A 13,613-nucleotide genomic window follows, 5' to 3' on the forward strand; every position below is an offset into this window, starting at 1 on the left:
AAACTCCTCTTTGATAGAAAATCACTTTAAAGTAATAGCATGTTTTCAAAAGGCACTTTTGTTGCGTTTTGTATTTTTGTTAATAGTTCGGTGAGAAGTGATTCTATTTCAAATCCCTCCAAATTACATGGCATATTATCAATAAGGTTGTATTTGACTCTAACCTCTAAACGATCCTCGATTTCTTCTAACGGTACCGCACTAAATAAACTTTGTTCATATATAAATCCATCTCGAAGATTTTTTTGTATTTCTGTCTTGTCTTTGTAAACAATGGTTACTTGTGCTAATTCAATAAAAGGGTTATCTAAAGTTAATTTCGTATTCCAGTTTAGACTCCAGATTTCACAACGACCGTCTGCATGCACAACATTAGCAGCTACAGATGGAGTAATTGTAAATAAACGATCTACTGGAACATTTGTAAATGTAGTTGTTTTTCCTTCTACTACTTTCAGTCCTCTTTCCTCACGTTCATGCTCAAATGCAATTTCCGCACCAAACAATGCAATTTCACAAAACACTTGCTCCATTATGGGTTTAATGCCTTCATACGTTCGAACAGCAAATACACTAAATTCTTGTGTTTCATCCGTTCGAACTAATTCATAAATGCTAAATTCCGCTGCATTTACAATTGCAAAAGGAATATCTTGTACAAAATTAGGATTTGTAAATAGCGAATCCGGAATCACTGTCTCTGGATGTTTGAAAAACTCTAAACCAAGCTGATATCCTTTTAGAAATGCATTCTTAGCAGCAGCTGGGAATAATGTTTCAAATCTTTTGAGACTGCTTTTAAATTGCTTCTCTTCGACCTCGTTATTAAATTCTCTATCTTGTAAAATGTTTACACGATCAGCAAGCAGTAAAAAATAGTAGTTAATAAGAGAATTAATTCTCTCCTCAAAAACTTGATTATCTTTACAATATTTATCAAATCTTCTTTTACTTTCACTAATAATTTCATTCATTCTTTAATACTCTCCTTATCATTTTCTAGTTATTAAATAAAAAAAGACACACCAATGGCAGGTATATGCCCTCGGTGTGTCCGTTTAGCAAGAATTAAATATCTCTCGATTCGTATATTAATTTTAAACAATAAAACTTATGTATAAGATTATCTCTATAATATCTAAATGTCAATACTACTTCGCAACTATTAATTAAACTCACAAAAATAATGCTTCTAATTGATTAACCTTTTTCTTTTTTTGCATATGTCATTTAATCACCTAATTCAGCTAATACTATTAGTATATCTAAGTACAGGGTTTTCATACCAAAATTTCGATTTATATTTACAACTAAATTTCAAAAGTAAAAAACCATTCATTTAATATATTCCTTACTTAGAGAACTTTAGATACAAAACAATCTTTATAGTACTCATAGCATAACTAACAGCAAACAACTAAAACATATTAATGTTATGTAAACAGTAAGGTAGTACAAACACGTTCAGTTGACATTGATATGAAATTACATATTGAGAGATGAATATAAGTTAAACTAACCCATCCAGTTCATACCTAAGCCAACTTATTAATTACATATTTCGCAAACAAAGATTATAAAATAACTTTTGAGTTCCTAATTTAATTATTAGACAAAAAAGCATGCAAATGATGAATATACATCCATACCATGTTTTCCTCGTAAGAATTAAAATGACTTTTAGTTTGCGCATACTTAAATTTGAATGATGTACAAAATCATTTCTATTAAAGCTAAGTTTCAAAACCATTTCTTCCACTCAAATACTATAAAAACTACAATCTATATTTATAGATTATAAAGATATTAGCTGCACTTTTTATCATAAAAAAGAACTCATACTTATAGTATGCCCAATTAAATAAGTCTTATACCTGAACATTACAACTGCTATTTATAACTAAATTTCAAATATGCTACACCATTCTTTTTATAAACCTCCTTGATCAAGAAGGTTTATAAGAAAATCTATCTCCATTTAATTTTCAACACAATTTGAAGTACACAACCCAGACGTGTTAATGTCATATAAACAATTAACTAACACTAATACCTATGATTGAGATTGACATATCAATTGATATTGATATGAAATGAAACAAAAATGTGTAGATGTTAATTTCATATCAATATTTAAGATGTTATATCACTCTGATGATACCCAGATATAAATCAACGCAAAACTATTTGGTAGATCTACATTTAAGTTAATGGAATGTAACAACTAGCAAACCAGCACATGCTATATTTTATTACCAATTACTTTTATTAACTTTTTAAGGGGTTTAAGTCATAAACACCCATTAGAATAACTAGTATCTCTAAGTCTAAATGGTAGTTTCTATCTCTGATCGACATGACATTAACAATTAGGATGATCCGTCCTTAGTTTGAGTAGCTTTTGTTAATGTTATACAAACAATTAACTAACACTAATGCCTATGATTGAGATTGACATATCAATTGATATTGATATGAAACGAAAAGAAAATGTGTAGATGTTAATTTCATATCAATATTTAAGATGTTATATCACTCTGATGATACCCAGATATAAATCAACGCAAAACTATTTGGTAGATCTACATTTAAGTTAATGGAATGTAACAACTAGCAAACCAGCGCATGCTATATTTTATTACCAATTACTTTTATTAACTTTTTAAGAGGTTTAAGTCATAAACACCCATTAGAATAACTAGTATCTCTAAGTCTAAATGGTAGTTTCTATCTCTGATCAACATGACATTAACAATTAGGATGATCCGTCCTTAGTTTGAATGGCTTTTGTTAATGTTATATTAATCTCATAGCGATTTCTTATTTCATGTCAATGTTATCTTTATGGATATTCGAAGTATACTTATCTAATTTTGGTTAACATGTCAATCACATCATCAGGATTATTCTAAATCAAACTTTAGTATCTTAAAAACTTCCTCAAAATTCCCCATAAAATTCTTCGTTTACGATTCACATTTCATGTTAAAAGGTAATCTTTTTAGATCAACATGTAAACATAGGGTTAATATGTCCATTATAGTTAACAAAACATTAACAATATGCGCTTGTGTGTTGTTAGAAGGTTGTTTTAGTGTTGATTTCATGTCAATGTCGCATTTTATATCAATGTTAATTCATGGGCTCAGTTTGTTCTTAAATACTGATAAAGATCGTTTTGTTGATACTGACTACATAAATTTCTATCATGACATGCAATATACAGCTTAAATTGTACATTCTATACTAAATTAATATACATAAGTAGATCCGTAGCAAGTAAATAGGGGGTAGGAACGAACCTCTTCGAAGTATTATGATTGTGCTCCTATATCCTTAAATACCGTTTTGTTTATTGAACAATGCTAAATCTACATTAACATTATTTACTTTTTACTAGTTTTTATACATGATAATTACATTTTGGACGTTACTATGTGTATTTTCCGTTATATACCTGGATTATATCCTTATAACTTATTTACAAAATAGCTTTATTTCCTTATCATTAATATTAAGTAGCCTAATTTGTTAATCTCATAGCAACTATCAGTAGTGCTACTAACATAATATATATATTCCCATTAACAAAACATTACCAATTATACATTTCAAATTGGTAATAAAGTTACTAATTCAACTGAATTTTATACCAAACGTTAATGTTTTGTTAACAAGTATATGTTTACATGTTAATTTCATATTTCATGTAATTCACTGGATTGGTAGGAATTTTTACAAATATTATCGAAATACTAGCTAACATGTTAATTTCAGCTCACATGTTAATTATAATTAGTTGTTTATGAGTTGATTTTTGAGGAGGTAGTTACAATGATTGAGCAAAAAAATGAAAAACAAGACCATCAAATTAACGATGATGATATATTAGATGATAATGTTTTCGAAAAAGCATGGCGGATAACAGAATTCTCAAAACTAGTAGGACGTCATCATAATACAGTTTATAATTGGTTCAATATCCTAGAAGAAAAGGGACTTCATGAAACTTTAAGAACTCAAAATACAAATGAAAAACTCTATAATGCTTTAGACCTTGAAATTGCTCTATTTATAAAGCAGAAAAGGGATGAGAAATGGTCTTTAGATGCAATTATTGACCTTTTACCACACCAGTTTGATTTAAGACCAGTGTCACCAGAACATCAAACAAATGAGGTATCCACTGAATTAAACCTTCAAGCTACTGCAGAAATTATTGAAAAAATGGTAACTAAACAGTTAGAAGAAAAAATAAAACATATTGAATCTCATTATGAAGAGAAGGTGGAGAGTATATTAAAGCAGTTACCACAACCTGAGGATGTAGAAGCGCTAAAATTACGCCAACGCCAAGATAGGCTTGATAATTTTATTATTGAGCATAGAGCACGCCAGGAATTAAGAAAACAAGCAGAGAGCTTATGGAATAATAAACCTGAGGAAGAGCGTACTAGAAAAGCAGGCTGGTTTAAAAAAGAGGAAGATTTGAGTAAAAAACAACTCTTCATAGAGCAGTACATACAAGATAATATTATTGAGCATATAAAATCTCTTATGAATTCAGTAGAATAATAAAAAAGTCTGGAACTTAGTCCAGACTTTTTTATTATTTTGTAGTACCAAACATCTTATCTGGATCTAAAAAATCTGCTAGATCTTCATCTTCATTTGCTCCAGCATTATTATTTTCTTCGTCACTACCCATATCGATAAAATCTCCAAATGCAAAACCTAAATCTTCATCCTCATCTATACTTTCAATCGTACTAATTTGAGACTTTTTATACTGAATTTGGCTTTGTCTTTCTTTAAACTCATTAAATTCTTCAACTAAACCTTTAGACAATCTCGATGGTAATGCATCAGTTTTATAGAACGTATATACACTTCCTAAGAAATCATTCTTACTCACCAAATATCCATTAAAGACTGTGCCATTTATAGGTAAATTATTTGAAACTTCTACCTTAGCGTCATCCATAAAGGAATCATTAATATTCTTTTGCTCATCTAGGATAGCAAGCATACCAAAATGATGTACTTTTGATGCTTCAACAGAACCATCATCGTTCTTCTTCATCAAATCAATTGGGGGATGGAAAGAGCTTCCTCTTAATGATTCTTGAAACATTTCTATAATTGCATGGCTATTTTCTATTTGATTCATATTACGTGAAACCTTATTAATTACTAAACAGCCCGTTTTCTCAAGTAAAATACGTTTAAAGTCTTGAGAATCCAGTATTACAGATGTACCAGATCCATTAGCAGCGGTATTTAACTCATGAATAATTTCACTAATACGTTGATTTGCATAATCTCGTGAATTAGCGACACCCTTTTTCTCATTTTCATTTAATTCCTTAAATTCATCGTAAAAATGCTGGTTATCAGCAAATACTACAAATGCTACACCTTTTGATTTATCATTTGCTAATTTCCAAATTTCCTGTGAAAATTTATTTACTTGTCGTAATACATCAGGCCCATCCGCTCGGACGGGAAGAGTTACAACAATCCCCATTTTAATAAAGTCTTTGCGCTCAATAGCATTTTCAAAGGCTATTCTTGCAAACTTTGCCTGATTCGCCTTAATTTCAGCCATTGGATATAACTGCGCGACCTTTTGTAATTCTTGTCTGATTACTGGCTTGTTATGAAAAGCCGAAAACTCTTCAATAGCCTTAATGATGGTAGAAGTTCCAGTTCCTCCACCTAAACCTGCAAAAAATAAAACAAGTTCATCCGAAGGTCTTACACGTTCAGTAATAAATTCTTTTAGCTTTTCTTTTGCTTCCTCATTTGAATCAAGGACTTTTACTGCACGCTCAGGGTTCTTACCTAAACCGCCTAATTTCAGTGAAACTTGATTACTTTTTGGTACATTTTTTAATTCAGCTAGATCTCCATCATTACTATTTAGTGCTAAGCAATTATATACTGCTGTGCCATCTGTATGTGTATATTCCGCAAATTTATCTACCATTCTAGTACCAGCTTGACCAAAACCGATCATCGTCATTTTAACTGCCACTTCATTCTTTAAGAAGTTTTTTGCCATTATTTTATCTCTCCTTATTTATCTTTTTTCTTTTCCCTAACTCAATCAGTACTTGTTGCCCTCTATAAGTTGAGATCAAAAATTTATATGGGTGCATGGTTTTTTCATAGATTAAAGACATTGATGATAGCGTACTTACACTTATTTCAGCTGAACGTCTAGATATATTCGTACGTTCAACCTCTAATGAATAGGATTTTCCCTTTTTTTTCTTTACTCTCCTATCAATAACTACATTTTCCACTATTTCATTAATAGATATGCCCCTCATGTACTTCGTCTCTTGAAATTGTTTATTTACTATGTTTCCTATGTATAGAAATACACTATAGAGTATCTCATCTTGTTCAAGTATATCAGCAAACATGTTTACTACTTCATCTGCAAACTTGATTGTTTGATATTTTTCACTTAAAACTTCGTTCAAGTTGTCACCCCCTTAAAACACTGGTTAATTATTCCTAGAAACATAGTACATCATTACACGTCGTATATCAAGTCATTATAAATAAAACTTATATACAGGACTTATATATAAGTTTTATAAAGATAAAATTAGAATTAATCTATATTTTATAAGGGTTTAAATGTACGACGTATATATAATGCGTATACATGTTATATCAATCTTAAATTTCATGTGATTTACATTTCAACAAAGATCATTAAAAAATCTAGATTAAAATTTCAAAAAAACGATTAAAAATCGCCTATTTTTTCAATATAAAAATCCAAGAAAAACTTATACATCGTATATATAAGTTTTATATATACGATGTATAAAAAAATGCTTTTATATCAATATTAAAACAAAAATCTTATTATCCAATTAACATAAAAGTTGTATATAAGTCTCTTATATACAACTTTTATATAAGATGTATTTATACAGCTTACATAATCCAGCTTCAATTTTTGTAATTTTCTAACATTTTGTATTGGTCGTGTGTATTTATATTACTAGGGAGATTTCAAGACGTTCTTATAGCAATTCACACTAAGGTTTGCTTTATTAACTAGCTGTTTTAACAGGATTTTTTACTTATAAGACCGCTCATTGTTAATGTTATGTTAATGCACTGTTCTTCACTTAGTACTTGTTCGTTCACATTATTATATATGTTATAAGAAAAATCACCCTCTGTTCCTCATTTGAATTCAATTCCTTGTCAATTTCATTCATTCCTTGAAAACCAGTAGAAGAGGTTGTTAATTTCATATAAACAGCATCAATACCCTCAATATTCAACATATTAAAAAGAGAATACTAAGATAAATCAACTGTGACATTCTAAAAGTAGTAGGCTAACAATCACATTACTACTATGAAAAAGAAACATTTCTTCAAACTAGATTATTAAAAGTGAGATCTCATCTTATTAACATCAAAGTGATACTACATTACAATAAAAACTTTTGTAATGTAGTAGAAATGATGATAGCAATTATAACCTTACATAAAATTAACAATTGGTTAATATTATCCTTTCAGTTAGGATTACTCCTTTTCAACGAAGCAAAAGGGGAAGTAGTTCAAGTGACTAAAACCTATATGTTAAGTACCTGTAGACATATTTCTAACTTATTTTTGATTTGGTAGAAACAATTAATAATATTTATCTAAGTGAATTTGTGATTCTATACAATAAAAAAACAACTAAAAGAAAAATTTGGAATTTTAAATTGAGCCAATATCAGAATTCGAAAAGAGTGCTTCATCACATATAAAAAGTTGAATTTCGAGTTAAAGATAGAGAAAATTACTCTTTAGTATCAATAAGCCTTTTTATAATTCTTGAATAATTTTAATCAATTAAAATAATATTTTTACTATCTAATAAATGTTAGGACGTCATAACATTATTTTATAAATGGAATTTCATTATAACTATTGTTAGGTGTCTAGTAGTAGCTCGTCCTAACAAAACAAAGAATTTAATAGAGCCTTATAAATCAATAATTTATAAGAGATTTATAAGAGTAGTTATCATCTCAACTTCGATGTACAAAATGAGGTATCTCTAAAGATAAAAATCTCTTATTCATTTTTTCTTGTTTTACAACTATCACATCAATGTAATAGTATATTAAAAATAATAAGTATTTAATTTAAGTTTAATTCAATATAAGAGGTGTATGTATTGTCCGGAAAAGTGTATAAATATAGAAGATCAGGTACCAAAAAACATTTTCACTTAAAAGAAGCTGACATATTTGTCTTTACAGTTTTATATTACAAGAGAGCACTTACAACAAGACAAATCACTCAGTTATATAGTGCATTTGAGGGAAGAGAATGTTCTGAAGCTAGCATATTTACAAAGCTTGACCGCTACTCACAATATGGAGCTATGCTAACTAAAAGAATAGATAAAAAGGCTGATAGTATTACGAAACGTGCTTTATTTTCCTTAAAAGAAAAGACAATTAAATTCTTAATGGAAATAGGAAGAATTTCTGAAAAAAGTTCAAAAAGACGTTATTCAAGAGCAACTTCTTTTCACACAATGTGTTCACGTGAGGTCATGATCCGTACTCTTTTAGCGACTACAAGGAAGACACAAACCAATGAAATATTATATAAATTGGATATTCGTTCTTTTTACCAAAAAAATAATGTGAAAATTGAGGACAACCAATTGGCCTTGATTCCTGATGAACATATTTCATATCAAAATAAAAATATCCATATTGAGATGGATATGTGTAAAGAAACCAATTCTACCTTAGTTGAAAAAGTAGGGAAGTACATAGAATATACAAAAAAAACCAATGAAGATGTAACGGTTGTCTTTGTTATGTACGACAAATCAATGTTCCTTGCAGAAGATGCAGAACCGCCATACGTACGTATGAAAAATCTATTATTTTCTATGCGGAAGTATCATGAACTATTAATGAATATACCAAATCTAAATGTACACATTTGCTCATTGAAAGATGCTGGAGATGTTATTTCAGATATCATTCTAGGAACAGACGATAATCAAAACTTGGAACAAGATATTCTTTTTCCTTTATCTCAACGTACAGTAGAAGATGTCAATTGGCGTTACACATTTGTCGAAAAAATTCAAACGTTTAAAGAATCAATAGATGGTGGCCTTCGACGAACATACAGGAGAGATAAAGATTCTATTCAAGATTTCTTTTTTATTTTTGGAAATGAAAATGATTACCGAATGATTGCAAGATTAGATGATGTCGTGTTTTCAAGAAGGGATGGAGATGAAGGCGTTCCGCTTGTAGTTATCTATCCTAAACGTGAAAATCCTAGGGATATTCTACTGATGGATACTTATGATAATGTACTACTTCTATCCATTCAAAATACAAATATAACAACCGATGAACAGATCATGGTACATGCTGCAAATAACGTTAATCCGAAAAGACGTAAACTTGTAGAATTATATTAATCGTTTATTTTTATATACTTTCATATGATTTTATTGATTTTTATTATTTAAGGTGATAGAATAACATTTGAACTAAACACTCAAAACTACAATCAAATCAGAACATATGAAATTAAGGCAAGCGACACACGCTGTTTTTACAGTGGGTGTCGCTTGCCTTTTTTTGTATGGAGAAAGGTGGAAGTGGAAAATGACAATGAACTTACAACTTGCAACAACTACTGGGGGAGTGCTCTCAGCAAGAGAAGCATTTAAAACTCCAGAACTAGTCCTTAAACATATTACAGAAGGGGGAGCTAAATTTTGCGTTTCCCTACAAGATATCAAAATCCCAGGAAAGCCTAATTATTATTGGTACGATGTAATAATTGAAACTGCAACGAATAACAAACTAGAGATAAATATTGCAGTACTTTCTCAAGAAGAATATAACCAATTGTGTGAAGGAGATAGTATTGACTTATATTTAAAACAAACTGAAGATGCAGCGAAGTTCTTTTTAAAAAAATCAAAGGAACAATTCAAGCCAGAACTTCATAATCGTTTTACATTACACCATAAAGCGCAACTATGTCTTTAAAAAGTTGGTGAACCTTTATGGAGACATCTAAGCAAAGATTACCATTATACACTACAATCGCCTTAATTAGCGGATTTATCCTTTCATTTGGATTTGGTGTAGCAAACTACATACAGTTACTCTACTATGCATTTGAACCACCGTCTTATCCTATAGAAATTACATATGTACCACTATTTTTAATGTTCTTCTCTTTGCTATTAGGAGAATTTAGTTTTAGGTTCTACAGCCGTATCCCAGCTTTACAATTTCAAAATGGCAAGTTATTAATTTTAATTGCTTCTCATATTGCAGTAGATATTCAGTTTTTATGGTTTGCAACTACTCCTATCCATGCGAAAGTTATTCCTTATCTCATGAATAAAGCAAAACATGTTAATTTTGGTGAGTATCAAGCAATAGGGGATGTATTAACAGGAAATTTCCATACACTCACCATGATATTTGTATTCTTACCGACCGTATTTATAATTTTGTTTAGTCTTTGGTATAGTGGCCATATTGTCCGTTACAGAGAAGAAATCTTAAAGTGGGTACAAAAATACGAATATAAAAATCATAAGTTGCAAAAGTGGTTTAATAGCCAAGAGGAACAAATATATCCTGATGTTGAGATAGGGCCTCATATTAAGCACAAAGAAATGATTCGAATCAAAGGGAAAGATAGAACCCTAAATGGAATTATTATTGGTCCTATTGGATCTGGTAAGACATCTAGTTTAATTATTCCAATGATTAATCAAGATTTACACTGGATGGTACGTTTTATTAATAAGTTTGAAAATACGTATAAAAAGAATAATTATGATACAGAAGAAGTAAAAGGAACATGTTTAAATGGGATAACTGTTATTGAACCGAGTAATGATTTATGTCAAAAGGTATTTAAGTTAGTACAAGCACACAAAATCCCTGAAAGTTCAATTTATTATATCGATCCCACAAATCCTGATACCAAAAACATTAATATTTTACGTGGACCAGTTGATAAGGTAGCAGAGGTTTTTGCAATGGTTATCCAGGGTTTGTCGGAATCTAATAATGCATTCTTTGAACAAGCACAACGGAACCACCTTAAGCAACATATTTATTTATTAAAACTACATAACCCACAAAAAGATGTGACCTTTGATGACTTAATAGATATGTACGACGATGTAGAACGTGTACACCGTATGCACAAACTATTAAAAGTACAGGTAGAAAAATTATATGATTTTGTTCAAAGTGGTGTTGCTTCACGTGACCAGAAAAACGAATATAAGATTATAAAAGGTATCGATGAATGGTTCGATAATACCATTCGTGAAAAAATGGGTTTCCAAGGGGTACCGGCCGTTTATAAATCTGGAAAATATCGTGGAAAACCAATGCATTATGACCGGGAAGAAGAATATGTAAAAGGTTTGCGTAACATCTTAAAAGATTTAGCCTCAAATGTTTTAATACGACGTATTTTATTTGGAAAATCAGATTTTGATTTTGATGTTCACCTAGAGCAAGGTGGTATTTTACTAGTAAATACAGCCAAAGGAGAACTTGCAGATCTTTCTAATGTACTAGGAAAATTCGTATTACTAAGTATGCAAAATGCTGTATTCCGAAGAGAACCAAATATTTCACCATACCATCATATTATTGTGGATGAATTCCCTGATTATGTTGTGCGCCCGTTCAAAGAGTTCCCTGCACAATCTCGTAAATATAAAGTCATTCTGACAATTGCAAGTCAAACACTATCTCAATTAGCTTTGGATTTCACAGAGCAGTATATGTTTACTTTACTAGGTTCGTTCCGTAACAAGATGATATTTGGTGATGTAACACCATATGATGCGAAAATTTTCTCTGACATGTTTGGTGAAACAGAGGAATTTAAAGAATCGGAATCTGAACAAGGGATTTCTCCTATGCAAGAGAATCCCGTTAGTCGCTTAGGTTCGACATATCAAAAATTAAAAGAAGTCGTTATGTCACCAGGAGATATCATGGCACAAGGTGCCTTCATTTGTGCTGCACGTATTGTACAAGACAATCATGTACAACCTGTACAACAAATTACTAGTAACTTTGTACCCAAAGAGGAATTTTCTCAAGCAATCATTCAAGTAGAGACTAAGTCTGGACAATATTGGGAAAACGAACGTCTTCGATTCATTGAAGAATCTATCGCAAAATCAAATCCTATGAAACATGTAGATGCAAATAATATAAAACAGATAGAATCATTTCCACCTATGCATGGTGATAAAATAGGCCAAAACAATTCCATAGAAACAAACAATAAGAACCAACATATTGTAGAGTTGGAGAATTATAAAGAACACAAGTCCGAATATGAAATAAACACCGTAGAAAATGTAACTTTTCCTGATTATTATACGGCTGTCAGTCAACAGGGACATGTTATTGAAGAAACTGAAAATAAGTTGTATGAAGAAATTAAGGCATTTGTGATCGAATCACAACAAATCTCGCCATCTCTTTTGCAAAGAAAATTCAGAATCAGCCATATAAAGGCTGTACAATTTATTGAGAAGTTAGAACACAATCAGGTTGTGAGCACTTACACTGGGAATAGCCCTCGTAAAGTTTTAATTTCAAAAAATAATAGTACGTCAATATTATCAAAGGATTCTCAAATCAATACGACTCTTTCATCTAATACAGATTTAGATAATACGACTTCACGAGAAAATAGCATTCCAAACGAAGAGACAGAGGCAAAGCAAGAAGAAACAGGCTTCTTTAAAGACATCCTATATGATGATGTAGTAGCCTTTGTTAAGGAATCAGGGAATGCTTCTATACATGCACTACAGAAGGCATTTAAAATCAATTATACACGTGCTTCAAGATTACAAGATGCCCTACAACGGAATGGCGAGCTGCCGAATATAACAAAGGAGACACATATGGAAATTGTAAGTCCTAAAAAAAATATGGAGCTAGCAGAACGGAAGAAAGAGGTATCTAATACTATGTTGGAACCAAAAAGGGATATAGATTACCCAATTCATTTAGGAATTCCTGTTGAGACTGATCCATTGCAAAAAAAGCTTCTTACAGAGGGACTTATAACTACAGTATTAGAGGAAGCAAAAATAGATATGAAAACTAATTTGAAACCAGCTACAAAAACAGTTAATCCCACTAAAGAAAATAAACTTGATGAAGAGGTTGCAAAAGTTTACGAATCTATTAGCATTACTGTTCATCAAAACTTACAAAAGAATATCGTGGAGAACACTAGAACTAACGCAGAGCAGCCTGAATATAAACATATGGGCTATACAGAACGACAAAAGGACTTAAAAACCAAACAAAAAAATAATTATAACAATACGAATTCACTACTTAATAAAAACCAGCACCAAAAGAAAAATACATCTAATGTAATGAGTAAGGAATTAGATGATTTTTTTGATTAATACCTATAGAAACCTAAAATAACTTTTTATTCAAGATTATATTTTCAGGGAAAATCTAGCTTAAATTAGGAGGAAAGGTTAGATATAGTATTTTAACTTTTCCCTTTTCAAAAAATAAT

The 13,613-nt window shown here is 30.5% G+C and carries 7 protein-coding genes; 4 read left to right on the forward strand and 3 right to left on the reverse strand.

The genetic code is table 11. From position 1 onward, the window contains the following. Positions 1-26: 26 nt before the first annotated feature. Positions 27-974 carry a hypothetical protein gene (locus ACTJJY_RS23760; protein WP_440606708.1) on the reverse strand — a complete coding sequence of 316 codons (948 nt, stop codon included), beginning with the start codon at positions 972-974 and terminating at the stop codon, positions 27-29. A 2,860-nt stretch (positions 975-3,834) separates the two neighbouring features. Between ACTJJY_RS23760 and ACTJJY_RS23765 the strand changes: the two genes are divergently transcribed. Continuing rightward, positions 3,835-4,575, forward strand: coding sequence for a MerR family transcriptional regulator (locus ACTJJY_RS23765; RefSeq protein WP_000572533.1), 741 nt, complete (start codon positions 3,835-3,837; stop codon positions 4,573-4,575). Positions 4,576-4,609: 34 nt separating this feature from the next. On the opposite strand, the gene ACTJJY_RS23770 is transcribed toward ACTJJY_RS23765, so the two are convergent. Together ACTJJY_RS23770 and ACTJJY_RS23775 are read right to left on the reverse strand one after the other, a co-directional pair. Next, positions 4,610-6,064, reverse strand: a complete 1,455-nt coding sequence (locus ACTJJY_RS23770; protein ID WP_440606709.1) for a cell division protein FtsZ — start codon at positions 6,062-6,064, stop codon at positions 4,610-4,612. 4 nt (positions 6,065-6,068) lie between these two features. Beyond that, the gene (locus ACTJJY_RS23775) at positions 6,069-6,491 is read right to left on the reverse strand and encodes a hypothetical protein (protein ID WP_001006726.1); all 423 of its coding nucleotides are present in this window, start codon (positions 6,489-6,491) and stop codon (positions 6,069-6,071) included. Between the two features lie 1,714 nt (positions 6,492-8,205). On the opposite strand from ACTJJY_RS23775, the gene ACTJJY_RS23780 reads away from it, so the two are divergent. The 3 genes from ACTJJY_RS23780 to ACTJJY_RS23790 all read left to right on the forward strand — a co-directional run bounded on the left by ACTJJY_RS23780 (position 8,206) and on the right by ACTJJY_RS23790 (position 13,494). Beyond that, positions 8,206-9,483 (forward strand): replication-relaxation family protein, encoded by a 1,278-nt coding sequence (locus ACTJJY_RS23780; RefSeq protein ID WP_440606710.1) that lies wholly within the window; start codon positions 8,206-8,208, stop codon positions 9,481-9,483. Between the two features lie 106 nt (positions 9,484-9,589). Further along, positions 9,590-10,063 (forward strand): hypothetical protein, encoded by a 474-nt coding sequence (locus tag ACTJJY_RS23785; protein WP_440606711.1) that lies wholly within the window; start codon positions 9,590-9,592, stop codon positions 10,061-10,063. Between the two features lie 17 nt (positions 10,064-10,080). Further along, positions 10,081-13,494: a DNA translocase FtsK gene (locus ACTJJY_RS23790; protein WP_440606712.1), complete on the forward strand. Its 3,414-nt coding sequence runs from the start codon at positions 10,081-10,083 to the stop codon at positions 13,492-13,494. The last annotated feature ends 119 nt before the right edge of the window (positions 13,495-13,613 follow it).

Origin of the sequence: Bacillus sp. 22475 (genome assembly GCF_052044835.1) — a bacterium.
Taxonomy (GTDB): domain Bacteria; phylum Bacillota; class Bacilli; order Bacillales; family Bacillaceae_G; genus Bacillus_A; species Bacillus_A cereus.

Excerpts from the sequence above, each read along its gene's own strand:
- ACTJJY_RS23765 (WP_000572533.1), top strand. The coding sequence starts at position 3,835 with ATGATTGAGCAAAAAAATGAAAAACAAGACCATCAAATTAACGATGAT.
- ACTJJY_RS23760 (WP_440606708.1), bottom strand. The coding sequence starts at position 974 with ATGAATGAAATTATTAGTGAAAGTAAAAGAAGATTTGATAAATATTGT.
- ACTJJY_RS23790 (WP_440606712.1), top strand. The coding sequence starts at position 10,081 with ATGGAGACATCTAAGCAAAGATTACCATTATACACTACAATCGCCTTA.
- ACTJJY_RS23785 (WP_440606711.1), top strand. The coding sequence starts at position 9,590 with ATGAAATTAAGGCAAGCGACACACGCTGTTTTTACAGTGGGTGTCGCT.
- ACTJJY_RS23770 (WP_440606709.1), bottom strand. The coding sequence starts at position 6,064 with ATGGCAAAAAACTTCTTAAAGAATGAAGTGGCAGTTAAAATGACGATG.